This is a genomic window from Thioalkalivibrio nitratireducens DSM 14787, assembly GCF_000321415.2.
Classification (GTDB): domain Bacteria; phylum Pseudomonadota; class Gammaproteobacteria; order Ectothiorhodospirales; family Ectothiorhodospiraceae; genus Thioalkalivibrio; species Thioalkalivibrio nitratireducens.
Genome location: NC_019902.2, coordinates 1277497 through 1299779, shown reverse-complemented (window position 1 = coordinate 1299779; position 22283 = coordinate 1277497). Strand labels below are relative to the sequence as shown.

At 67.5% G+C, this 22283-nt stretch carries 21 protein-coding genes; 8 read left to right on the top strand and 13 right to left on the bottom strand.

The features are described 5' to 3' along the window. Nucleotides 1-77 precede the first annotated feature (77 nt). The gene (locus TVNIR_RS06245; protein WP_015258150.1) at nucleotides 78-1715 is read right to left on the bottom strand and encodes an ExeM/NucH family extracellular endonuclease; all 1638 of its coding nucleotides are present in this window, start codon (nucleotides 1713-1715) and stop codon (nucleotides 78-80) included. Between the two features lie 166 nt (nucleotides 1716-1881). Continuing rightward, complete coding sequence (gene msrA / locus TVNIR_RS06240) at nucleotides 1882-2625, bottom strand: peptide-methionine (S)-S-oxide reductase MsrA (protein ID WP_015258149.1); 744 nt, start codon at nucleotides 2623-2625, stop codon at nucleotides 1882-1884. Nucleotides 2626-2872: 247 nt separating this feature from the next. Between msrA and TVNIR_RS21245 the strand changes: the two genes are divergently transcribed. The 4 genes from TVNIR_RS21245 (at nucleotide 2873) to TVNIR_RS06225 (ending at nucleotide 6730) form a co-directional block, all read left to right on the top strand. Continuing rightward, nucleotides 2873-4744, top strand: a complete 1872-nt coding sequence (locus TVNIR_RS21245) for a proline dehydrogenase family protein (protein ID WP_015258148.1) — start codon at nucleotides 2873-2875, stop codon at nucleotides 4742-4744. Continuing rightward, complete coding sequence (locus TVNIR_RS21240) at nucleotides 4708-6063, top strand: L-glutamate gamma-semialdehyde dehydrogenase (RefSeq protein WP_015258147.1); 1356 nt, start codon at nucleotides 4708-4710, stop codon at nucleotides 6061-6063. The genes TVNIR_RS21245 and TVNIR_RS21240 overlap by 37 nt, the downstream gene beginning before the upstream one ends. Nucleotides 6064-6120: 57 nt before the next feature. Further along, nucleotides 6121-6414, top strand: a complete 294-nt coding sequence (locus TVNIR_RS06230) for a TusE/DsrC/DsvC family sulfur relay protein (protein ID WP_015258146.1) — start codon at nucleotides 6121-6123, stop codon at nucleotides 6412-6414. 73 nt (nucleotides 6415-6487) lie between these two features. Then, complete coding sequence (locus tag TVNIR_RS06225; protein ID WP_015258145.1) at nucleotides 6488-6730, top strand: DUF167 domain-containing protein; 243 nt, start codon at nucleotides 6488-6490, stop codon at nucleotides 6728-6730. A 71-nt stretch (nucleotides 6731-6801) separates the two neighbouring features. Here the strand turns inward: TVNIR_RS06225 and TVNIR_RS06220 are convergent, their stop codons facing one another. The 8 genes from TVNIR_RS06220 to napF form a co-directional block, all read right to left on the bottom strand. Continuing rightward, a complete protein-coding gene (locus tag TVNIR_RS06220; protein ID WP_015258144.1) occupies nucleotides 6802-7281 on the bottom strand; it encodes an invasion associated locus B family protein in 480 nt (159 codons plus the stop codon). Nucleotides 7282-7613: 332 nt separating this feature from the next. Further along, the gene (locus TVNIR_RS06215; RefSeq protein WP_157092207.1) at nucleotides 7614-8525 is read right to left on the bottom strand and encodes an SAM-dependent methyltransferase; all 912 of its coding nucleotides are present in this window, start codon (nucleotides 8523-8525) and stop codon (nucleotides 7614-7616) included. An 80-nt stretch (nucleotides 8526-8605) separates the two neighbouring features. After that, nucleotides 8606-9058 carry a nitrate reductase cytochrome c-type subunit gene (locus TVNIR_RS06210; RefSeq protein WP_015258142.1) on the bottom strand — a complete coding sequence of 151 codons (453 nt, stop codon included), beginning with the start codon at nucleotides 9056-9058 and terminating at the stop codon, nucleotides 8606-8608. 9 nt (nucleotides 9059-9067) lie between these two features. After that, entirely contained in the window at nucleotides 9068-9997 is a 930-nt protein-coding gene (gene napH / locus TVNIR_RS06205) for a quinol dehydrogenase ferredoxin subunit NapH (RefSeq protein ID WP_015258141.1), read from the bottom strand. Continuing rightward, nucleotides 9994-10770 (bottom strand): ferredoxin-type protein NapG, encoded by a 777-nt coding sequence (gene napG, locus TVNIR_RS06200; RefSeq protein WP_015258140.1) that lies wholly within the window; start codon nucleotides 10768-10770, stop codon nucleotides 9994-9996. Before napG ends, napH begins: the two co-directional genes overlap by 4 nt. Before the next feature lie 22 nt (nucleotides 10771-10792). After that, a complete protein-coding gene (gene napA / locus TVNIR_RS06195) occupies nucleotides 10793-13534 on the bottom strand; it encodes a nitrate reductase catalytic subunit NapA (protein WP_015258139.1) in 2742 nt (913 codons plus the stop codon). A gap of 289 nt (nucleotides 13535-13823) precedes the next feature. After that, nucleotides 13824-14144, bottom strand: a complete 321-nt coding sequence (locus TVNIR_RS06190; protein ID WP_237251762.1) for a chaperone NapD — start codon at nucleotides 14142-14144, stop codon at nucleotides 13824-13826. Then, the gene (gene napF, locus TVNIR_RS06185; protein WP_015258137.1) at nucleotides 14144-14689 is read right to left on the bottom strand and encodes a ferredoxin-type protein NapF; all 546 of its coding nucleotides are present in this window, start codon (nucleotides 14687-14689) and stop codon (nucleotides 14144-14146) included. The genes TVNIR_RS06190 and napF overlap by 1 nt, the downstream gene beginning before the upstream one ends. A 391-nt stretch (nucleotides 14690-15080) precedes the next feature. On the opposite strand from napF, the gene TVNIR_RS06180 reads away from it, so the two are divergent. The 4 genes from TVNIR_RS06180 (at nucleotide 15081) to TVNIR_RS06165 (ending at nucleotide 19306) form a co-directional block, all read left to right on the top strand. Continuing rightward, complete coding sequence (locus TVNIR_RS06180; protein ID WP_237251761.1) at nucleotides 15081-15941, top strand: alpha/beta fold hydrolase; 861 nt, start codon at nucleotides 15081-15083, stop codon at nucleotides 15939-15941. A 94-nt stretch (nucleotides 15942-16035) separates the two neighbouring features. Next, a complete protein-coding gene (glpK, locus tag TVNIR_RS06175) occupies nucleotides 16036-17553 on the top strand; it encodes a glycerol kinase GlpK (protein ID WP_043739458.1) in 1518 nt (505 codons plus the stop codon). Continuing rightward, nucleotides 17550-18422: a glycerophosphodiester phosphodiesterase family protein gene (locus TVNIR_RS06170; RefSeq protein ID WP_015258134.1), complete on the top strand. Its 873-nt coding sequence runs from the start codon at nucleotides 17550-17552 to the stop codon at nucleotides 18420-18422. Before glpK ends, TVNIR_RS06170 begins: the two co-directional genes overlap by 4 nt. Continuing rightward, the gene (locus TVNIR_RS06165) at nucleotides 18422-19306 is read left to right on the top strand and encodes a vitamin K epoxide reductase family protein (protein ID WP_043739457.1); all 885 of its coding nucleotides are present in this window, start codon (nucleotides 18422-18424) and stop codon (nucleotides 19304-19306) included. The genes TVNIR_RS06170 and TVNIR_RS06165 overlap by 1 nt, the downstream gene beginning before the upstream one ends. Nucleotides 19307-19412: 106 nt before the next feature. Here the strand turns inward: TVNIR_RS06165 and gdhA are convergent, their stop codons facing one another. The 3 genes from gdhA to TVNIR_RS06150 all read right to left on the bottom strand — a co-directional run bounded on the left by gdhA (nucleotide 19413) and on the right by TVNIR_RS06150 (nucleotide 22281). Then, a complete protein-coding gene (gdhA, locus tag TVNIR_RS06160; RefSeq protein ID WP_015258132.1) occupies nucleotides 19413-20762 on the bottom strand; it encodes an NADP-specific glutamate dehydrogenase in 1350 nt (449 codons plus the stop codon). Between the two features lie 228 nt (nucleotides 20763-20990). Further along, nucleotides 20991-21731 (bottom strand): energy-coupling factor ABC transporter ATP-binding protein, encoded by a 741-nt coding sequence (locus TVNIR_RS06155; RefSeq protein WP_015258131.1) that lies wholly within the window; start codon nucleotides 21729-21731, stop codon nucleotides 20991-20993. Further along, nucleotides 21724-22281: a hypothetical protein gene (locus TVNIR_RS06150; protein WP_015258130.1), complete on the bottom strand. Its 558-nt coding sequence runs from the start codon at nucleotides 22279-22281 to the stop codon at nucleotides 21724-21726. The genes TVNIR_RS06155 and TVNIR_RS06150 overlap by 8 nt, the downstream gene beginning before the upstream one ends. Nucleotides 22282-22283 lie beyond the last annotated feature (2 nt).

The window sequence follows — 22283 nt, the reverse complement described above, 5'->3', positions numbered from 1 at the left end:
CGAACTTTTTTTCATGTCTTTCCGTGCTTTCCGTGGCTCGCCCTTTCATCTTGCGGGGTGGCCGCTGGCCATGGAAGTTAGCGCCAGTGCAAATCCACCCAGACGGGATCGTGGTCGGAGGAGCGCCATGGGCCGGATGCCGGCCGACGTCCGGAGTAACCCAGGAACGGGGGTTCGTCGGCATTGATGTGCCACACGCCGGCGGCGGTCACACGCTTCGCGACCGCAGGAGCGGCCAGCAGATAGTCGAGCTGGCCCGCCTCGCCGTGGAACACGTAGGTGTAGCGGCCGGACGGGCGCAGATCTCGGCCGGCGAGATTCGTCTTGCCCGCGGCTCGCAACAGATCCAGCGGATCCTCGGCTGCATAGGCATTGATGTCGCCGGCGATCACGACCGGCGCGCCATCGCGCCGCAGCGAGTCGATCCATTCGAGCAGACTCCGCGCCTGGTTTGTGCGCAGCCGGTTCCAGCAACCCTGGCCGCGGTCGATGTCGCCGGTGTCCGGGCAGCCCACCTTGGCCTTGAAATGCACCGCCGCCACCCCGAGCAGCGGCCCGCCGGCCGAAGCGCGAAACCAGCCGAGCACCGGCGCGCGGTTGTGCACCGGATCCACATCGGCCGCGGTCATCACGAGATCCAGGCGTTCCGGGCGGTAGAGCAGCGCCACCTGGATCGCGTCGGTGCCGCTGTCGGGGTGAGCGACGGCCGCGTAGCGCTGCCCTTGTGGCAGTCCTCGGTTGATCTGCCGTACCAGGTCAGTCAGAGCCTCGCGCCGGTTCTCGACCTCGGTGAGCGCCAGCACGTCGGCGTCGAGTCCACGCACCACGGCCGCCAGCTTCCCACGCTGGCGCTGCAGTTCGGCTTGGCTGCGGGCGCCTCGCTGGCCCAGCGTGAGGAAGTAGTTCTCAACGTTCAGGGTGGACACCCGCAGCGGGGCGGGCGCGGCCGGCGGCGGCTCGGGCCGGGGATTGGCAGCGATGAACGACGGTTCGCGCGTCGGGTGCAGGCGATGGGCGCCGAAAGCGTGGGTCAGGATCCCGGTCAGCCCCTGCACCGTGTCTCCGAGGCGCCGGGTGCCCTGTGCATCAAGGTACGGGATCGGGTCCGGCTCGGCGCGATAGCTACCGTCGTCGAGCACGATCTGGCGATCCGCATGCGCGTTCGCGCCGGATCCGGGGGCGCCGGTACGCAGCAGCCGCCCTCCGGACGACAGGCGCAGGCTGCCGTAGCGGCCCAGTTCGTAGTTGCCGGTCACGGTCAATGCATCCGGGAACCGTACTTTCACGCCCTGCAGTGCATCGAGGCGCCCGGCGTCCTCGGGCAGGCGTACTGCCACCGGTTCCGCCCGCCCTGCATACCCGCAATCCCTGATGGTGTCGATCCGGCTGACTTGGGGACGCCCGTGGAAGCGGACGAAACGGCCTTCGACCTGAACCCGCTGGCCGGGGCGCAGATTCCCGGGGCCGAGCCTGGGTGCGTAGACGAACAACCCCGACGGCGGTTGGCGGTCGTCCTGCAGGTAGAAGCCGCCGAGCCGGTTGCGCCCCAGGAACACGCCGGTCACGATGCCGTCGACGGTAACGCTGCCATTCTCGGCGACGACACCAGCGCGCAGATCCGCGATCGGCGCGGTGCCGCCTCTGGAGCAGTCGGCCGCCGCAGGAATCGCGACGACGAACAGCAGGAATGCCGTGAGCCGGTTCCATCCGTGCATGCTGCGCATCTTCCCTGGTAGCACCGCGGCTGTCCGCAGCCTACGCATTGTCGATTGTCCGGTGCGATGCGGCAAGTCAGGCGGGGCGGCGGGGAAGCGTCCCCCGGAAACGGCCGACGCTTCTCCGGGTCTACTCGATCTCGACTGGCGGCCGCCGGTGGTGTCCTCAGCCAGCTGTCACGACAAATGACAGCCACGGAAGGACACGGACATCACGGAAAATGAGAGGTACCCCAAGTCTCTTCGGTGCGTATCCGCGTGCATCCGTGGCCCATTGCCATCTTTCGGGGTGGCGGCGGGATCCACAGCCCCCCGCCTCGTCGCCCCAGAGTTCGCGCAAGCGGGCATCGCGGCCGCAGGTGAACCGGTAATAGCGGTAGCGGATCGGGTTCTTGCGGTAATGGTCCTGGTGGTATCCCTCAGCCTCGTAGAAGGTCGCGGCCGGAAGAATCCGGGTCGCGATGCCGGTCTCGAAACGCTCGGTCTTGCGCTGCAGCGCCGCTTCCGCCAGCCGGCGCTGTTCATCGTCGTGGTGAAGTACCGCGGTGCGGTAGGGCTCGCCCCGGTCGCAGAACTGGCCCCCGGCATCGAGGAGGTCGATGTTTCGCCAGTACACGTGCAGCAGGCGCTCGTAGGAGACGACCGCGGGATCGTAGACGACCTGCACGACCTCGTAGTGGCCGGTCCGGCCGGTGACCACCTGCTCGCAGCTCGGGTCTTCCAGATGTCCGCCAGTGTAGCCCGAGGCCGTCGAGATCACCCCCTCAAGCGCATCGAACGGCGGTTCCATGCACCAGAAACAGCCGCCCGCGAAGGTGGCCACGCCGACCCCATCGGGCGCCGCGGCATCGGCGGAAAAACCGGTTGCGTTGGCACCGGGCAATGCCAGCAGCAGGAGGCCGGCCAGCACGAACAGCGGGAAGCCGCCTCGAATCGGGACACTCGTCGCTTCTGTCCTCCGCTCGCATCGGGATCCAGCGTGCCGTGCGCGGCACCGAATACCGGATGAGCCTGCCGGCGCCGCCACGAAATTCCCCCGAATCCGCGATCGCAGTCGACGGAAACCCGCGCAAGCAGACCGGGGTCTGAACCCTTGTACCTCGACGCTCGGGAGTTCCGGGCGGTTGCGGCCGACACGCAGACACGGGAGGATCGCGATGATCGTCGAACCGTTGCCGGAACCCGGCGCGCTGCGCCGCCACCTCCGCACAATACTGCGGGCCGCCGAGGGGCCGCTGGTCCGGCAACTGTCCGCGCTGGCCCGGGTCGATGCCAGCGCCCGGGAACGGGTGCGCACCGAGGCCGTGGCCCTGGTTCGGGCGGTTCGCGAGCACACAAGCGGCGGCAGCGGCATCGAGGCGCTGATCCGCGAGTACGACCTGTCGAGCCGCGAAGGCGTTGTGCTGATGTGCCTGGCCGAGGCGCTGCTGCGGGTACCGGACCCCGCGACCGCGGACCGACTGATCGGGGACCGGATCCGCGCCGGGCACTGGGAGACGCATCTCGGGCATAGCGACTCGCTGTTCGTGAATGCCTCGACCTGGGCGCTGATCCTGGGCGCGCGTGTGGCCCAGGCACGTGAACCGGATACGCGCGACGAAGCGGGAATACTGTACGGCCTGGTGCAGCGCACCGGCGAGCCGCTGCTGCGACAGGCGGTCCGCCGGGCGATGCGGGTGCTCGGGCAGCAGTTTGTCGCGGGAGAGACCCTCGGCGACGCCTGGGAGCACGGACAGGCCGAACGGGACCGGGGCTTCCGCCACTCCTACGACATGCTCGGCGAGGCCGCGCTGACGGCGGCCGATGCCGAGCGTTACTTCGACGCCTATGCCAGCGCGATCCGTTTCCTGGGCGCGCACAGCGGCAGCGGTGACGTCGAGCAGGCCCCGGGCATATCGGTGAAGCTGTCGGCGCTGCACCCGCGCTATGTCTTCGCCCAGCGGCGGCGGGCGCTGCCGGCGCTTGTCGAGCGCCTGGGTACACTGGCCGCGGATGCGCGCGCCGCCGGCGTCGGCCTGTGCGTCGATGCCGAGGAGGCCGACCGGCTGGACCTCTCGCTCGATCTGATCGAGGCGGTCTCGTCCCGCCCGGAACTGCGTGGCTGGGACGGCCTGGGCCTCGCGATCCAGGCCTACCAGAAGCGCTGTCTTGCGCTGATCGACTGGCTCGACGATGTTGGCCGGCGCCACGGCCGGCGCTGGATGGTGCGTCTGGTCAAGGGTGCGTACTGGGACACCGAAATCAAACTCTGTCAGCTTCAGGGCCTGGCCGACTATCCGGTCTTCACCCGCAAGGCCCATACCGACGTTTCATACCTCGCCTGTGCGCGCAGGCTGCTCGACACGCGCGGCCGGCTGTACCCGCAGTTCGCGACGCACAATGCGCATACCGTGGCCTGGGTGCTCGACGCGGCAGCGGACCGGCCGTTCGAGTTCCAGCGCCTGCAGGGCATGGGCGAGACGCTGCACGAGGTGCTGCGGGAGCGGCACGGTGTTCCGTGCCGGATCTATGCTCCGGTCGGGCGCTACCACGAACTGTTGCCGTATCTGGTGCGGCGCCTGCTGGAGAACGGTGCGAACAGCTCCTTCGTGAACCGCATCCACGACCCGCGCGTGCCGGTCGCGGACCTGGTGGGCGATCCGGTCGAGCGGGCCGCGGCACTGGCGCCGGTGCGCAACCCCCGGATTCCGGTGCCGGCGGACCTGTTCGGCGCCGAGCGGCGCAACTCCGCCGGGGTGGACCTGAACGACCCCGAGGTGGTCGTGCCGCTGGGCCGCGGCCCGGCCCTGGCGTGCGTCTCCGCTGATCGACGGCGCCGTGCAACCGGGCACACCGCGCCCAGTGTTCGACCCGACCAACCGCCGGCGCGCGGTCGGCGAGGCAGTCTGGGCCGATCCCGACGCGGTCGCCAGGGCGGCCGCGGTGGCCCAGGCCGCGGCGCCGGGCTGGGACGCGACGCCCGCCGCCGGGCGGTGCGCGCTGCCTGGAAACCATGGCCGACCTGCTCGAAGCGCACCGGCCGGAGCTGATGGCCCGCTGCGTACGCGAGACCGGCAAGACGATCCCCGACAGTGTCGCGGAGCTGCGCGAGGCGGTCGACTTCTGCCGCTACTACGCCGCCCGTGCGCGGGCGGAGTTTGCTCAGCCGCAGGTGCTGCCCGGACCGACCGGGGAACACAACGAGATCGAGCTGCGCGGTCGCGGGGTCTTCGTCTGCATCAGTCCGTGGAACTTCCCGCTGGCGATCTTCTGCGGCCAGGTGGCCGCCGCGCTCGCTGCTGGCAATACAGTGCTGGCGAAGCCGGCCGAGCAGGCCACGCTCACCGCCGCCCTTGCGGTCGAGCTGTTCCATGCCGCCGGGATCCCGCCGGACGTGCTGCAGTTGCTGCCGGGGGATGCAGCCACCGGCGCGGCGCTGATCCAACGACCGGAGGTCGACGGCGTCGCGTTCACCGGATCGGTGGCGGCCGCGCAGTCGATCCACCGCATGCTCGCGGCCCGGGAGGGACCGATCGTGCCCCTGATCGCCGAGACCGGCGGCATCAACGCGATGATCGCGGACTCCAGTGCGTTACCCGAGCAGCTGGTCACCGATGTGCTGGAATCGGCGTTTCGCAGTGCCGGGCAGCGCTGCTCCGCGCTGCGCGTGCTGTACCTGCAGCAGGATCTTGCGGATCCCGTGCTCGAACTGCTCGCCGGCGCGATGGACGAACTCGTGGTCGACGATCCGGCTTGGCTGGAAACCGATGTCGGACCGGTGATCGACGCCGATGCCCGGGAGCAGATCAACGCTCATGTCGCGGACCTGCGAGGTGCCGGTTGCAGGGTCCTCGGCGAGTGCCGTCTCGGAGCCGCGGCCGCGCACGGGCATTTCGTCGCACCGATCGCCCTCGAGGTCGGCGGCATCCAGGATCTGGAACGCGAGATCTTCGGCCCAGTGCTACACGTAGCACGCTACCGGTCGGACGAACTCGATGCAGTGGTGGCTGCAATCAACGCGGCCGGCTATGGCCTGACGTTCGGGATGCACACCCGGATCGACTCCCGGGCCCGCAGGATCGCGCGCCGCATCCGTGCGGGAAACTGCTACGTGAACCGCAACCAGGTCGGGGCCGTGGTCGGCGTGCAGCCGTTTGGCGGGGAAGCACTCTCGGGGACCGGCCCGAAGGCCGGGGGTCCGCGCTACCTGCACCGATTCGCGACCGAACGCGTGCTGACGATCAACACCGCCGCCGTTGGCGGCAACGCGTCGCTTCTGGCGCAGGCAGCCGGGGACGACTTGGATCACCCGCAGCAATCGGCCGAGGGCCAGGGCCAGGGCCAGGGCCAGGGCCAGGAAGGCCGATAATACCCGAGCACTGTGCTAAACTATTGCCCCTTCAATATCCAACCAATCGGAGTACCCATGACCCTTCCCGAACGTGACGGCGACGGCTACCTCGTCGACCGCGATCTCTGGACCCCCGAGATCGGCCAGGCAATGGCCGACGCCGACGGTGTCGAGCTCGACGACGAGAAGTGGGATCACATCCTGAAGGCGCGCGAATATTTCGAGGATCACGCGGTGGTGCCGCCGATCCGCAAATTCGCGAAGTACCTCGATGCCGACCAGAAGGGGATGTTCAAGACCTGGATGACCGGGCCGATGAAGCCGATCACCAAGTACGGCGGGCTGCCGAAGCCGACCGGCTGCGTGTAGTCGCAACGATGGTGCCGGCATCCCCGTCGCCGCGCCGACCCCGGTGCGGCACACCTCGGCAGAGCGCGCAGTCATGACGGCCGCTCCCCTGCCCCGCCTGCTGCAGGTGCGGGTCAAACCGGGGGCGCGGGTGTCCGAATTGAGACCGGGTGACGACGGGACATGGATCGCCCGCGTGAAGGCGCCGCCGGTCGACGGCAGGGCCAATGACGAGCTGGTCGCGCTGATCGCGCGCCAGTTCGGCGTGGCCCGGCGGCAGATCCGGATTCGCCGGGGTGCCTCGGGCCGCAGCAAGTGGGTGGAGGTCGCGGACTGAGGTTCGACTTCGCCGCCGGCGGCTGCGATTCGGCAGGCGTCCGGAAATGATCGCCCGCCGGCGGCAAGCCTCTACTCGCTGATTGCCCGGAACCCCGCGGTGAAGCCCATCAAAGAACCCTCGACGACTCCGATACGTTCGGCGCCCACAGGCACGACGCCAACCCGGAACGTGACGCCCGCGCGCATGGCCTGCAGCATTTCGTCGTCGATCGGTGCCAGAACCCGGCAGCCGTTCGGCAGGCAAGTCTGGTAGGGGAATTCGCGCTGCACCTGGTTTTCGATCTCGAACAACACGCCGGGGCGCAGGTCGAGGCCCAGCGGCAAGTGGATCACGATCGCGGGGCTGCCCTCGAGGATACCCACCGAGACCTGCATCACGGGTTCATCGTCCTCGTCGACGGTGGTCTGGGTGATGAAGCAGTTTTCGCCGGCCGGGCCGTCCTCGCAGAGAACTTGCCAGTCCTGGTGGGTGGGACCGGGTCGGACCGGCCCGTCGAGCTGTGCCGTTGCGGCCAGCGGCGCCGCCACCAGGGCGGCGATGGTCAGCATCCGGAGGGTGGTCGCGGATCGGGTCGGGTGCGGGGGGGAGGTTGGAAGGCTAATGGCCGTTCTCCTGACGGATGGACGTGGCAACGCTATCCACCGCCGCGGAGCGCGTCAAGGGGATCTCCGGGCATCGCGGTCCACGAGCCCGGCCTGGGAGGCTGCTGGAGCAGAAGGCCGCCGGCGCGCAGCGCCGGGAAAGACCTTTCGGAAAACCCGACAGCCTTCACCGGTCTCGCGTGGCCCCTTGTTTGCCATTCGCGTGCCTCACGCCAGAGGCCATCACAGGTGCGTAGACATCGCGGATTGCGTCGCTATCCACGATGTCTGCTCTTCTCTCAAGGTTGCTTTGCTACCCGGCCAACGGCACCGACCGGCCTGGTGCAGGTGATCATGCAATAGCGGACCTGGCCGTCGCGGATCGCCGCGGACAGCGCGTTGCCACCGATTACGTTGGCCCAGAACGGGAACCGGTGCAGACCCAGCCGCGCGGCGACCGGGCTGATGCCGGAGACCAGCCGATCCCGCAGGCGGTCGGTCCGGATCCACGATGAAAGATCCCGCGTTCCCGCATGGCGCAGCCCCGCCCGGGTGGCCAGCCCCAGGAAATCTTCCAGCGTGCCCAGGCCCGGCAGGTTCCACGCCGAGCGGAAGGTCTCGATCCTGGCGCTCTCCGCGGGCCCTGCAGTGGCGACGGAAGCATCCAGGAAGTCGTCGACCACGATCACCCGCGCGTCGCGACTCGCGAGGTGCTGGCGGCAGGTCGCCAGGAAGCGATCGGGGCGGCTTGCGTGGGCAAAAGACTCGATCGCGATGATCACATCGGCTCGCTGCCCGAGCGAGATCGTTTCGAAATCAGCCTGCAGAAAGCTACAGCGCTCCGCGAGACCCCGCCGCCGCGCCTGTTCCCGGGCGATGGTTATCTGGCGCCCGCTCAGTGTGACCCCGATGAACCGGCTGCCGGGGAAGCGCTCGGCGAGATCGAACAGGGTGCCGCCGACGCCGCAGCCCAGATCCAGGACGGTGCGGGGCCCGTCGGGAAAGGCGCGCTGAATCGCATCCGCGACCCGATGGTGGATCTGCCGGGCGGCTTCCCGACCGCTGTGTACCCCGGGAGGCCAGAGGCCGCGGTGCAGCGCCAGCGCCGGACCGCCACTGCCGATGCGCAGGAACAGGTCGGTGTTCCGGTCGTAATACCGCTGGAGACGGCTGGACGTCATGCTGGCATTGTTGCTCAGCCGACGCGGCATGCAAGAGGCCGTCTCTTCGCCGCGGTCCTTGCACCTGCCTTCCCGCGGCGGCCATGACTGCGAGCCGCCGCGGGGTCTGGTCAGAACGTCGAGCCGGTCAACGGCGGCACGTCCGCCTGGGGAACGTGGCAGTGGGTGCAGACATGGTTCTCGCCACTGGGGACGACCCGTCCCTCGACCTCCATGTAATGCGTCATCGGCATCGGCGTCGGATCATCTGCCGCCAGTTCCTGGCCGATCATCTCGAGATCGTCGTGGCAGCCCAGGCAACGGTTGCTCTGCAGCGTGATCGGCAGGTAGGTCTCGATCCGGTGCGGCACCTGCGGCGGCGCACCCGGGAATCCCCGCGGCAGGGTCTCACCGGAGCCTGGACGCGTGTCGGGATACGTGAATGCCTCCGGGGCTGGAATCTCGAACACGCTGACCGGACTCAAGCCCATCTGGTCCGGATCGAAGGTCTGGTCACCCGCCTGTGTGGGGCCGAAACCCACCAGGGCGAGCATTGCAAATCCGATGAACGCGCGCGATTTCATTGTGTTCTCCTAGCCGATGGTTCGGTTGGCTCGTTGTCGTTGGTCATGTCGGGCAATCCAGGGTCTGAGGTCGAAACTCAGGCTGTCCTCCGGGCAGATCGGCACGCAGCGCCCGCAGTTGGTGCACTCGCCCGAGGTGACGAGACCGCGTTCCGCGGCCTGGTTCAGATTGAGCACCTGGGGTTCCGGGCAGACGCGGATGCACTCGCCGCAGCGGGTGCAGGTACTCTCATCGAAGCGCACGCGCAGCTGTGCTGCCTTGCCGACCACCGCATAGAACGCCCCGAGCGGGCACAGGTGGCCACACCATCCGTGGCGCAGAACCATCAGGTCGAACAGGAAGATCCCGGCGACGCCGATCAGCCCCATGCCTATCCCGAAGATCACCTCGCGGTGCAGCATCGCGATCGGGCTGACCCATTCGAAGGCCGCCAGGCCGGTGATCAGTGACAGCAGCAGCGCCAGTGCGAGCACGTAGTAGCGAAGGCTGCGGTTTAAATGCAGTGCGTTGCCGAGATCGAAGTGGTTGCGCAGCCATCCGGCGAAGTCGGTGACCACGTTCACCGGGCAGACCCAGGAACAGAACACCCGTCCGCCGATCAGCGCGTAAAACACGAGCACGATGGCCGCCCCGATCAGCACCTCGGTCGACAGCAGGTGGCGGGTGAACAGGATCTGCAACACCGCGAACGGGTCGGCCAGCGGCACCAGGCCGACGACGCTGGACGAACTCAGGTTGCCCGACAAGAGCGGCTCGCCGACGAGGCCCCAGGCCCAATGCGCGGTAGCAAAGAACAGCAGCAGCACCGAGAACTGGGTGATGCGCCGCAGGATCAGGTAGCGCCAGACCCAGAGCTTCCCGGACAGGCTGTCCGGCAACCGGTAGAGCCGAATCGGCCGGCCGTTCGAGGCCGTGTGCGGAGTCTGGTCGCTGCTCACGGCAGATCACCGAGGTTGAGGGCATCAAGCCCCGGAATGGCCGGCGGGTCTGACGGCGCGTGTCCGGGCTCCACCGCTGGCGGCGGGTCGAAGACCATCACGCCGCCCGGATCGGTGGCCTGCATCTGGTAATGCCCCCCCATCCGCCCCTGCACGAGGTCTGCCTGAACGACCCGGATCGAAGCCACTTCGGTCGGGCAGCGGTTCTCGCAGACCCCGCAGCCAGTGCAGTGATCCGAATGCACCCAGGGCACCATGCGGGCATAGCCCCCGGCAAGCCCCGCGCGACGCTCCACCGAGATCGCCTTGCCCTTGACGGGACAGCTGAGATAGCAGACCTCGCAGCGCAGTCCCTGCCAGGACAGGCAGGTCTCGGTATCGATCACCGCCAACCCCATGCGGGCGTCTTCGATGTCTTCCAGTTTCCCCGACAGCGCGCCGGTCGGGCACGCCGCCTGGCAGGGGATGTCCGGGCACATCAGGCAGGGGTACTCCCGGGGCAGAAAATACGGAGAGCCGATCGGACGCGGGTCCCAGGCCGTTGCCAGGCGCAGGGTGTCGTAGGGGCAGGCATTCACGCACTGGCCGCACTTGATGCACAGCGCGTGAAAATCCGCCTCGTCGCGTGCGCCCGGTGGACGCAGCGCGAACGGGGTCGCCCGAGCCTGGTTGCGCAGCACGTAGGTCCAGACCAGGCCGGCCGAGGCCGCGAGACTCGCGCCCTGGACCAGCTTGATCAGGAAGGACCTGCGGCTGCTGCTCGTACCCGGCATGACGTGCCCCGACCTCCCCCGCTCAGACCTTGTACACCTTCACGGCGCACTTCTTGTAGTCGCTTTCCTTCGAGATCGGGCAGGCCGCGTCGATGCAGACCTTGTTGATGAAGACGCCCTCGTCGAAGAACGGCGCGTAGCAGGTACCCTTGGGCATCGTGTTGCGCCCGGTGGTCTCTACCCGGATCTGCACCTTCCCGCGACGGGACTCGAGCCAGACCAGGTCGTTGCGCTGCAGGCCGCGCTCACGCGCGTCCTCCGGGTGCATCCACAGCACTGCCGCGGGCACCGCGCGGTGCAGCTCGGGCACGCGCCGGGTCATGGTTCCGGAATGCCAGTGCTCGAGCACGCGACCGGTCGAGAACCACAGGTCGTAGTTGGCGTCGGGCTGTTCGACCGGGGCCGCGTACGGTCGGAAGAAGATCTTCGCCTTCCCGGGCAGCGGCGCCGGCGTGGCGTCGGTGACACCGTCGAGGTCGCCGCTGGGGATGGCCTTGGCGAGCTTGCCGTAGAACTCGAAGCCGGCGCCCTCGGTGACGTAGGGGTCGTACTGCTCGTTGAAACGCCAGGTTCCCTCCTTGCCGTCGACCACCGGCCAGCGCAGGCCGCGCACGTCGTCGCGATGGTAGACATCGAAGTCCGCCAGATCCTTGCCGACGCCGCGACCGAAGTGCACGTACTCCTGCCACAGCGCTTTTTCGACGAACCAGCCGTCACCGAGCAGGTTGACCGTGTGATTGTCCCGCCCCTTCGCGACCGGATCCGGCCAGGCATACGTCCTGTTATCCGCGGTGGCGAACAGCACCTCGTACAGGTTGTCGTCAGGCGAGTAGCCTTTCTCCGCGGCCTCCGCGAGGATGCTCGGGAGCTTGCCATCCTCGTATCCCGCGGCCTTCAGCCCGGGAACCGGCTGTTCACCCCAGAAATCGCCGACCGTGAAGCGCTTGGAAAACTCCAGAATCTGCCACAGGTCGCCTCGCGCCACGCCAGGAGGCGGCACCTGTTCGCGCCAGTGCTGGGTGCGCCGCTCGGCGTTGCCGTAGGCGCCCCACTTCTCGAAGATCATCGCGACCGGCAGGATCAGGTCCGCGACCTTTGCCGAGATGCCCGGATAGGCCTCGGAAACGATAATGAAATTGTCTTTCTCGCGCGCCGCCTTGATCCAGTGATTGGCATTGGGATGGGTGTGCCAGGGGTTATTGACCTGCACCCAGGCCCAGGTGACGCTGCCGTCCTCCAGGTCGCGCATGATCTTGCCGTAGAACGATCCGGGCTTCGGGTTGATGGTCTTTGCGGGCAGCTTCCAGTGCGTCTCGGTGAACTCCCGGTGTGCGGGGTTCCCGATCAGGCGGTCCGCCGGCAAGCGGTGTGCGAAGGTTCCGACCTCGCGTGCGGTCCCGCACGCGGTCGGCTGACCGGTGAGCGAGAACGCGCCGTTTCCGGGCTGCGACTGTTTGCCCAGTAGCAGGTGGTTGGCATAGACCTGCTGGTTGACCCAGCTGCCGCGCTGGTGCTGGTTGAATCCCATCGTCCAGAACGACACGACCTTGCGGTTGGCGTCGATGTAGAGATCCGCGAGCTGCTGCAGTTTCGCCTTGAAGTCGTCAAGCGATTCGGAGTCGTCGCCCTTCGCGAGTTCGGCCACGAACTCCAGCGTGTACGGTTCCAGCGCCTTCTTGTAGTCCTCGAAGCTGATGCTCCAGTGGGCGCCGGCGCTGCCTCGGCTGTTCTGCTCCACGACTTCGCCTTCCTTGCGGCGCTGGCCGATCGCCTCGTATTTGTCCAGCGTGACCTTCAGCTCCTTGGCGATGATATCCTGCTCCGCGGGGAACGCGTATTCCTTGTCGGGACGCAGCCCGTAACCGATGTCGCTGGGGCCGGTGGCGAAAATGCAGTGCTTGTTCACGAAGTCCCAGTTGACCGCATCGCGCGCGATGATCTCGCGCGCGATGTAGTTCTGGATCGCAAGATCGGTATTGGGCTTAAAGATGATCTCCAGGTCCGCGCCATCGGAACTCATGTTCCGGAACGTCGTCAGGTTCACGACCCGCACATCGGGATTGCCCATGCGCCGGTTCATGATCCGTGACCACAGCACGGTGTGCATCTCGGCCATGTTCGAGCCCCACAGGATCATCGTGTCGGTGTGCTCGATGTCATCGTAGGTCCCGGCCGGCTCGTCGGTGCCGAAGACGCTGTAGAAACCAACCACCGCGCTGGCCATGCAGTTGCGCGCATTCGGATCGAGGTTGTTGGAACGGAAGCCCGCCTTGAACAGCTTGTTCATCGCGTAGCCTTCCTGCACCGTCCACTGGCCCGATCCGAAGCAGGCGATCCCCTCCGGACCCTTTTCCGCGTAGGTCTTGCGCAGCTGGCGCTCCATTTCGTCGAATGCCTGCTCCCAGGACACCGGGACGAAGTTGCCTTCCTTGTGGAACTGGCCGTCCTTCATGCGCATCAGGGGCTGCGTGAGCCGGTCCTGGCCGTACATGATCTTGGCGTTGAAATAGCCCTTCACGCACTGCCAGCCCCGGTTGACCGGGTTTTCAACGTCGCCCTTCTGGGCAACCACGCGGCCATCCTTGGTGGCGAGCATCAGGCCGCAGCCGGTGCCGCAGAAGCGGCAGACGGTCTTGTCCCATTGCCAGTCCTGCTCGGTTTGCTGGGCGGCAGCGAGGGAGGCCGGGCCGAGCGAGAGGCCGGCCATCGATGCGGTGCTAGCGGCAATGCCGGCTTTCAGGAAATTCCGTCGGGAGACTGTCATCAGAGGGTTCCTCCAGGATCAATACGTTGTTCTTGTCGCGGTCGTGGGGCCTTGACGTGAAAGCAGCCGCCCTTCGCGTCCCGGCAATCCGTGGTACGGAAATGCGCAGCCGATCGCGATGCTCATTGACATGACAAGGCAGCCACGGAAGGACACGGAAATCTCGGGAGATGAGACGGATCCAACCCGATGTCCGTGCCTGTCCGTGCCTGTCCGTGCCTGTCCGTGCCTGTCCGTGCTTTCCGTGGCTCGCCATTTCATCATTCAGGGTGGCCGCTGGCCGTGAACGTCAGCGCGGAAGCGTGGACGAGGAAATGTCAGGGCCCTTTCCGGGCCGATTCCGGCGCACGTTCTGCAGGCCTTCCAGGATCTCGGGGTCTTCTTCGAAGTAGTGGTAGAGCATGTCGGCAAGGATCACGGCCGGCAGGGCCTTGATGCGGCGCAGTCCATTCATCTCGGCCTCGATCGAGAGAGCCTCCTGAACCACGACGATCTTGCCCTGGTCCCGATCCTGGTAATGGACTTCCACACCGGAGAGCTCCCTGAGCGCTGATGCCACGCTTTCCAGCCGCTCGGGCGGGCAGATCACTACGATTCCTGAGAGATTCATCATCCGTTCCTCTTCAGTTGGCCGGCGGACCCGCGGCGGTCCGGACCGGGATTGCGATACAGATGGACGGCATCGACCGGGCAGGCCGCCCGGCAGGCGCCGCAGCCAGTGCAGTAATCGGGATCGAGCGCCGGCAGAAACGCACCGCCGGGATGTGGCCGGAAGCGGATCGCACGGGCGACGCAGTGGTCCGCGCAGCTTCGACAGACCACGCCCCCCTGCGCAAGACAGGCGGCGGTGAACTCCAGCCCGAGGTCCCACGGAGAGCGATCGCCGATCTCGCCGGCGGACAGTGCACCCGGCAGGCAGTGCGTCACACACTCGCCGCAGAACGTGCACCCGCCCCGGGCAAAGTCGATCTCCGGGAAGCCTGCGCTTCCCCGGACCACGATGCCCTCGGGACAGTGCCGTTCGCAGTCCATGCAGCGCATGCACAGGTCGGTGAACCTGGCCTCGTCCAGCGACCACGGCGGGCGCAGCGGACGACTCCGGGCCGTGAACCGGCCTCGAAGGAATTCCGCGCGACGGACGTTCGTCTGTCTCAAGAATCGCTCCGGCGCCGGTGGCGCGGTTGATCTGTCATAACACCCATACTGGCGGCGTGCAGGAGTCAGGAGTCACCACGGACCACGACGACCCATCGGCTATCCAGGAGTGTTCGGCGGGCCATCTTCAGGTCGTGAGAACTTTTCATTTGGGTAGATGGAACTAGTGCATCGACCCGCAAAATACAAACGAAAGAACCGAAATTTTGCGCCGATCCGGTGGATCTTTTGCTTCAGTCATAGGAGCGCTATCGCGCCATGGGTAGCCGCGCCTACTACAAGATAAGTACGCTCGACGACTGCCGCGCCAGCATTGACCGTGATCCGGTTATCGCTGCCCCCGATTCAGTTTCCCGTACCACTGCCGTATGCTTTCGCGATGGAACAGGAAATGCGCAGGCTGGGCGCGGGTCCGGTGCACTTCCGGCGGGTGGGCCGGGCGGATCGCGCGCTGGTGCTGTTGCATGGGCTCGCCAGCAACGGAAGCCGCTGGAACGAACTGATTCGCAACAGCAGCTTGGCGAAACGCTGGACCGTGCTGGTACCCGACCTGCGGGGCCAGGGATCGTCGGTGGTCCGCGAGCCGATCCGATCGGAAGACTGGGTCGCGGATCTCGCCGCGATGCTGGACCAGGAGGGCTTCGCGGACTGCGTGATCGGCGGCCACTGCCTGGGTGCCAATGTAGCCGCACGGTTTGCGCTGCGTTTCCCCGAACGGGTGCGCGGCCTAATCCTGATCGAGCCGATGGTGGCCGAGACGCTGTCTGGCGCGCTCGCGATGCTCGCTCGGGCGCGGGGGCTGCTCGGGCCGCTGACCGCCGCAGTGCTGGCGGCCAATCGGCTCGGACTGCGCCGCCGCTCGCTACCCACCCTGAACCTCGAGCAACTGGACCGCGAGACGCGCCGGAAAATGGCCGAAGGGCGCGACCGGCAGGCGTTGACGCGGCGCTACGGCTCACCGCTGCACGACCTGCGCTATGTCCCGGTCGCAAGTTATCTGCAGTCCCTTCGCGAAACGGTACGTCCGATGCCGCCCTGGAACGGGCTGCGGGCGTCCACGCTGGTGCTGCTCTCGTCGGGCAGCCGTTTTGGCGATTGCGGGCGGACTCAGTCCCTGCTGCGGGCGATCCCTTCGCACAGCATCGCGGTGGTGGAGGCGGAACACTGGATCCATGCGGAGGAGCCGCAGGCGCTGCGGCTTCATATCGAGCACTGGCTGGGGTCACTGGAAACGGTCGACGCCGACGATTGACCGGACCGGGGCCGCGGAGCGCCGTCGCCCGCCAGGCCTTCCGGCCGGGGGCGGATCTGCCGGGTCCCGGCGCTGCCGAAAGGAGGGATGTTGGATGGCGGAGCGATACATGCTCGCGATCGACGCTGGCACGACCGGTGTCACCGCAATCGTGTTCGATCACCGGGGGCGGGTTTGCAGCCGGGCCTACGCGGAGTTCACGCAACACTATCCGCGCGCCGGCTGGGTGGAACACGATGCCGAGGAGATCCTGATGGTTACGCTGCGGGTGATCGGCGAGGCGCTGCGCGACGGCCGCATTCGCTCCGACGACCTGCAGGGTATCGGGATCACCAACCAGCGCGAGACCGTGGTGCTGTGGGATCGGGCCAGCGGGCAACCGCTGGGGCGCGCGATCGTCTGGCAGGACCGGCGGACCGCCAAATTCTGCGACGCACTGCGCGACCGGGGGCTGGAAGCCTGGCTGCAGGAGCGCACGGGTCTGTTGATCGACCCGTACTTCTCGGCCACCAAGCTGCACTGGCTGCTGGAACAGGATCCGGATCTGAGGGAGCGTGCGCGCAGCGGCACGATCGCGTTCGGTACCATCGATTCATGGCTGGTGTTCCGACTGAGCGGGCTACGCGCGCACGTGACCGATTACTCGAATGCGTCGCGCACGCAGCTGTACAACCTCCACGAGCTGCGCTGGGACCCGGACATCCTGGATCTGCTGGACATTCCCGCGGCGCTGCTGCCCGAAGTGATGCCGTCGTCGTGGATCTATGCGCATACCGACCCCGAGCTTTTTCCCGGCAGCAGGCCGATTCCGATCGCAGGAATCGCCGGCGACCAGCAGGCGGCACTCTTCGGCCAGGCCTGCCACGAACCGGGCATGGCCAAGAACACCTATGGCACCGGATCCTTCGTGCTGCAGCATACCGGCACCACCGCCGTGCCCAGCCGCCAGCGCCTGCTGACCACGATCGCCTGGGGCATCGGCGACGAGCCCGTGGAGTATGCCCAGGAGGGTGCGATCTTCGTCACCGGGGCGGCCGTGCAGTGGCTTCGGGACGGGCTGGGAATGATCGCCTCGGCCACGGAGACCGAGGCGCTCGCGCGTTCCGTTGCCGACAACGAGGGTGTCTACTTCGTACCGGCGCTGACCGGGCTCGGGGCACCGCACTGGGATCCGCATGCCCGAGGCCTGCTGATTGGCCTCACCCGCGGCACGGGGAAGGCGCAGGTGGCCAGGGCGGTGCTGGAGAGCATTGCCTACCAGACCCGGGACGTGCTGGAGGCGATGCAGCGGGATTCGGGGATCCGGCTCTCGGAGTTGCGCTGTGACGGCGGCGCGGCGCTAAACCCGGTGCTGATGCAGTTCCAGGCCGACATCCTGGACAGTTCGGTGGTGGTGCCGGAAACGGTCGAGACCACCGCGCTCGGGGCGGCCTACCTTGCGGGACTGGCGACGGGTTTCTGGGGCGACCGTACGGAACTGGCACGCCACTGGCGGGTACGCAATCGGTACACGCCGGGCCTGCCCGAGCCGGAACGCGAACGGCTGTACCGGCGCTGGCTGCGCGCGGTCGATCTGTCCCGCGGCTGGGCACGCGAGGACACGGATTCGTGAACGGCGAGCTGGAGGCGTTCGTGCGTACGGCTTCCCGCCCGGAACTGATTGCACACCGGGGCTATGCGGCCCGGTACCCGGAGAATACCCTGCCCGCACTCGAAGCGGCAGCGGCTGCCGGAGCACGATTCGTCGAAGTGGACGTGCAGCTTGCGGCCGACGGGGTCCCGGTGCTGTTCCACGACCATGGGCTGCGCCGGGTTTGTGGTGTCAGCGGCGTGGTGCACCGATGGCGGTACGCGGACCTCGAGCGGCTTTCGGCCCACGAGCCTGGCCGTTTTGGACAGCAGTTTCACGGCACACCATTGCTGCCGCTATCGGGGCTGCGTGCCTTTCTCGAGAACCATCCAGACGTCTGTGCGTTCGTCGAGGCCAAGTCGATCGCGATCCGTCCGTTCGGCGTGACGGACGTGCTCGACGCGATCGCCGCGGAACTGCAACCTGTCGCCGGCCGCTGCTGTCTGATCGCCCGCTCCGCGGCACTGCTCAGCGTCGCCCGGGAACGGCTCGAGCGGAAATCCGGGCCGGTCGGCTGGCATGCGATCGGAGGAGTGATCGGCCGATGGCGCGACCGGTCGGCGCTGGCACAGATGCGCCCCGAGTTCCTTTTCTGTGCGGTAGAGGGACTGCCGCGCGACGGTGAGCTGCGGTTGCCGGGAACGCGGATCGCGGTCTACGAGGTTGCAGATCCCGCGCTGGCGATACGCCTGCACCGGCGGGGAGTCGATATGATCGAGACCTTCGCGATTGCGGAGATGCAGCGGGCGCTGTCTCCCGGCGCGCGGAGACGGGATGCGCCGCCACGCGGATTGAACCAGGGGCGCGGGAACGGGACCATGGACGGGGAAACATCGGAAGAGGCCGGGTAATGGCGAAACGAAGGCGCAGCAAAGGCAAGACAGCCCGCACCCAGACAGGCGCGACCGCAGGAACGCCGCGCCAGACCGCACCGGATTGGATGGTCGTGGGGTTGGCGCTCGCCGGCATGCTGGTCACCGGGTATCTGACCGCAGTCGCGTGGTTTGGCACGGTCCCCGCGCTCTGCGCCGAGGGTTCGGGCTGCGACCTGATCCAGCAGAGTCGCTGGTCTTCGCTGCTGGGGCTGCCGATCGCGCTCTGGGGTTTCCTGCTGTACGCGTTGATCGGCGGGATCGCCTACCGTATGCCGCCCCGGCTCAAGCGCTGGCGCCGGCTGTGGTTCGTGGCCTTCATCGGCGTCGCCGTGAGCCTGTACCTGACGGCAGTGGGCTGGTTCTCGCTCGGCACCTTCTGTGCCTGGTGCCTGGCGTCGCTGGCGGTGATCAGCGCATTACTGGTCGCCGTCTTCCTGCGCCGCCCGGGCGCCGCGCCCGGGATGGGCTGGGGTCCGTGGCTGCTGCGCAGCGCTGGCGCCGGAGCCGCGCTGGTCGTGGCGCTGCACCTCTACCAGAGCGACCTGCTGAGCCGGCCGGAGGATCCCCGTCTGGCTGCACTGGCCATACACCTCGAGGCCTCGGGTGCGCGGTACTACGGCGCTTCCTGGTGTCCGAGCTGTCGGCAACAGCAGCGCCTGTTCGGCGCGGCCGCCGAACGCCTGCCCTACGTCGAATGTTCACCGGGAGGCCGTGGGACGCCGATGGCCGCGACCTGTGTGAGCGCGGGAATCGCGAACTACCCGACCTGGATCATCCGCGGGCGCCGGTTCGAGGACGTGCTGGAACCCGAGGAACTCGCCCATCTGGCCGGCTTCGACTGGGATGCGCACGGCCGCTGACGGCCGCGCTCAAGACAGTCCGCCACCACCCCGGCCATACGCGTCACGCCGGCACCGGAGCGGGGCCCGGCGGGCCCGATTCCGTGCCGGCCTCGCCTACGTCCTGCTAGACCAGTCCCAGCGCGACCATCGCGTTCGCGACGCGCAGGAAGCCCGCGGTGTTCGCACCGACCACGTAGTTGCCCGGCGCGCCGAACTCCTCCGCCGTTTCGTGGCAGTCGCGGTGGATGTTCATCATGATCTCGCGCAGCCGCTCCTCGGTGTACTCGAACGACCAGGAATCGCGGCTTGCATTCTGTTGCATCTCCAACGCGCTGGTCGCGACCCCGCCGGCGTTCGCGGCCTTGCCGGGTCCGAAGGCGATACCAGATTCCTGGAACACCTTGATGCCTTCTGGCGTGGTCGGCATGTTCGCGCCTTCCGCGACCGCGATGCAGCCCTGCGAGACGAGCGTGGCTGCATCCTTGCCGTTCAGCTCGTTCTGCGTCGCGCAGGGCAGCGCGACCTCGCACGGCACGGTCCAGATACTGCCGTCGGGCAGATAGCTGGCATCCCGGCGCTCCTCGGCATAAGCACTGATCCGGCGGCGCTCGACCTCCTTGATCTGCTTGATCAGATCCAGGTCCAGACCGTTCTTGTCCACGATCACGCCATTGGAGTCGGAACAGGCGATCACCCTGCCCCCCAGCGCGTGGATCTTCTCGATCGCGTAGATCGCGACATTGCCCGAGCCGGAGACTACGCAGGTCTTGCCCTCGAGGCTGTCGCCGCGTACCTGCAGCATCTCCTGCGTGAAGAACACCGCGCCATAGCCGGTCGCCTCGCGACGCGCCCGGCTGCCACCCCAGTCGAGGCCCTTGCCGGTGAACACGCCCGACTCGTAGCGGTTGGTGATGCGCTTGTACTGCCCGAACAGGTAGCCGATCTCGCGCTGCCCGACGCCGATATCGCCGGCCGGCACGTCGGTGTACTCGCCGATGTGGCGGTAGAGTTCGGTCATCATGCTCTGGCAAAAGCGCATGATCTCAGCATCCGAACGGCCCTTCGGATCGAAATCGCTGCCGCCCTTGCCGCCGCCGATCGGCAGACCCGTCAAGCCGTTCTTGAAAATCTGTTCGAACCCGAGGAACTTGATGATCCCGAGGTAGACCGACGGGTGAAAGCGCATGCCGCCCTTGTACGGACCCAGCGCGCTGTTGAACTCGACCCGGAACGCCCGGTTGATATGCGTGTTGCCGCGATCATCCTGCCAGGGCACCCGGAAGATGATCTGGCGCTCCGGCTCGCAGATGCGCTGGATGATCTTGTGCTCGGCGAATTCCGGGTACTTGACCAGCACCGGCCCCAGGGTTTCCAGCACCTCGTGCACCGCCTGATGAAACTCGGTCTCTCCCGGGTTCCGCCGCAGCACGTCCTGGTAGATCGGTTCCAGTTTTTCGTCGAGCCCTGCCACCATGATTGTCGTTCTCCTCAAGTCGATCGGCCCGAGCCCCGTTATGCTCGCCCGGCCCCGGAATGTCGTGAACCCCGTACCGGCCCTGCGACAACCGTGGCCCAGCGGGGATTGCCGCCTCGGGGTACCGTCGGCGGGGCGCACATGATCCGCAAAACGCGCCGCCAACGCCAGCCCTCGACACCCGCGCAACCCCGGCGCCGCATTTTGCGCGTCCCTTGTCGGCCCGGCTTACGGGGCGTGGGCGAGGCCCTGCGCAACGAGGAGATCCCGATCCGGAGGTCCACCGGCGCCAAGGCTGTCGTACACCACCCGGTGCCGTTCCGAAAGGATCACGATGCGGTCGCCGAGTTGCGGCACCTGGGCCATCTGGTGGGTCGCGACCACAGAGGTGATGCTACGCTCGCGCAACCACTGCAGCAGCCAGCCGACCGTGCGCGGATCGAGGTTCGCGGTCGGCTCGTCGAGCAGCAGGACTTCCGGCTCGACCGCCAGCAGGCAGGCCAGGCACAGCCGCTGTTTCTCGCCGCCGGAGAGTTCGAACGGTGGCATGTCGAGAAACCCGGAGAGCCGCAGTCGATCCGCCCAGGCGCGGACGCGGACCTCACGGTCGGGATCCGGAAGGTGCCTCAGACCGAAGGCGATCTCCTCGCGCACTGTCGGATTGAACAGCATCGCCTCCGGGTGCTGGAACATCAATACCACCCGCCTGCGGAAATCCTGCTGCCAGGCCCGGTCCTGCGCCGTCCGGACATCGACCCGCCGTTCTTCGAAGCGAAACTCGCCCACGGTCGGCGTGATCAGCGCATCGAGCACCCGCAGCAATGTGCTCTTACCGCAGCCGTTGGTGCCAAGCAGAACCACGCGCTCACCACGCCTGATTGTGAGATCGACGCCCGCGAGCGCGCTGCGCCCGTTCGGGTAGGCGACGTCGACCCCGCGCAGCTCCAGCAGCGGAGCACCCTCAGTCATGCAGCGCACCGCGCGAGCGCATCGCCTGCGTGACCAGCTCCGCGTTATGGACCCCCTTGTCGAGCGCCGCAAGCCCCACCGCGGCACTGCCGAGGTAGCGCTGGCGCAAGCTGGGCGCCAGCACGGTCCGGCTGCGCTGGGCGAGACGGTAGTCCTGCGCCAGCCGCCGGAACAACAGGATCTGCCCGCGCACAATCACCAGCCAGCGCCGGGCCCGCGGCCAGCGCACGAGCGCGCGGTCCAGATTCACCGCGTGCACCATCCAGGCGGTCAGCAGTGCCAGCAGCAGCACCCGGACGTTGATCAGTACCAGCGCATCCAGCACGGGTTGCCGGGTCAGAACCCCCATCAGCAGGTAGCCGCCGGAGATCAGCACCAGCACCCACAACACCGGTCGCAGCGCGCGCAGCAGCAGCGCCGCGCGCCCCGGCCCTGACGCCAGCAGCACGACGGCCAGCGCCAGTGCGAGCAGCCGCGGGTCGTGCACCAATGTCACTGCGACGACCGCCGCGAGGTAGAGCACCAGCCGAACGGAGTGGGAAGCCGTCATCG